Source organism: Streptomyces sp. NPDC059456, assembly GCF_042750055.1.
Classification (GTDB): Bacteria; Actinomycetota; Actinomycetes; order Streptomycetales; family Streptomycetaceae; genus Streptomyces.
In genome coordinates, this window is the sequence record NZ_JBHYVA010001127.1 from 1 (window position 1) to 1312 (window position 1312).

A 1312-nucleotide genomic window follows, 5' to 3' on the forward strand; every position below is an offset into this window, starting at 1 on the left:
GGGATCCGGCCCCCGGGCCTGCTCAGGTGGTGCGTGGTTCGACGCCGCCCCGGACCCGCTCCAACGGCTCGCGGCCGGGATCCGGTCCCCGGGCCTGCTCAGGTGGTGCGTGGTTCGACGCCGCTCCGGACCCGCTCCAACGGCGCGCGGCCGGGATCCGGTCCCCGGGCCACCGACACCGACCCCGCCCGCTACCCGCGGACGAAGCGCACCGGTAGGCCGGGTCCGGCCTGGGCCGCCGCGTTCAGGGGCGGGCCCGGGGGCACCACGCCCACGACCGGGTAGCCGCCGGTCACCGGGTGGTCGGCCAGGAACACCACCGGCAGGCCGTCCGGGGGAACCTGCACCGCACCCAGGACCATGCCCTCGCTCGGCAGTTCGCCGCCGCGGCCGCGCACCAGCCGGGCCCCGGCCTCGGTGCGCAGTCCGATGCGGTTGGACGCCGGGGAGACCCGGAACTCCGCCCGCCACAGGGCCGCGACCGAAGCCGGCTCGAACCAGTCCGCCCGCGGCCCCAACCGCAACGGCAGCACCAGCTCGGTCGGCGCCCCCGGCGCCCGCAGCTCGTCCGCCCCGCGGGCCGGATCCGGCCCGGCCGGGCCCACCGGCAGCACCGTCCCGGCGACCGGCACGGCAGGCCCCAGGCCTGACAGCAGGTCTGTCGAGCGACTGCCCAGCACCCGCGGCACGGCGAACCCTCCCCGCACCGCGACGTAGCTGCGCACCCCCGACTCCGCCCGGCCCACCTCCAGCTCCGCCCCGGCCCGGAGCCGGACCGGGGCTCCCCAGGCCGCCGCCCGGCCGGACACCCGTACCGCACAGGGCGCGCCCGTGACCGCCACGGTCACGGGGGACAGCGCCCGCAGGCCGACCCCGTCCAGGGTGGTTTCCAGGACGGCCGCGTCGGGCGGATTGCCCAGCAGCCGGTTGGCCAGCCCGTACGCCCCCGCGTCCAGCGCGCCCGAACGGGGAACCCCCAGGTGGGCGTACCCGGGCCGGCCCAGGTCCTGGAGCGTGGTCAGCGCCCCGGCCCGGAGCACCTCCAGCGCGGCCTCCGGCGCGCCCTCCGGTGCGGCCTCCCGCGCACCGCCGCTCACCCCGCCACCTCCTCGAACCGCACCCGCACCCCCGGCGCGAACAGGGCCGCCGGTTCCCGCCCGGGGTCCCACACCACCGCGTCCGTGGTCCCGATCAGCTGCCAGCCGCCGGGGGAAGAGCGCGGGTACACCCCCGCGTACTCGCCCGCCAGGGCCAGCGAGCCCGCCGGGACGGCCGTGCGGGGCGTGTCCCGCCGGGGCAGGTGGAGCCGCGC

Annotated in this window: 2 protein-coding genes; both read right to left on the bottom strand. The window is 79.5% G+C overall.

Translation table 11 applies throughout. From position 1 onward, the window contains the following. Positions 1-191: 191 nt before the first annotated feature. Complete coding sequence (locus tag ACFXA3_RS42685) at positions 192-1097, bottom strand: biotin-dependent carboxyltransferase family protein (RefSeq protein ID WP_385196959.1); 906 nt, start codon at positions 1095-1097, stop codon at positions 192-194. Further along, positions 1094-1312, bottom strand: a 219-nt coding sequence (locus ACFXA3_RS42690; RefSeq protein WP_385196962.1) for a carboxyltransferase domain-containing protein, incomplete at its 5' end; no start/stop codon positions are given. The genes ACFXA3_RS42685 and ACFXA3_RS42690, both read right to left, overlap by 4 nt.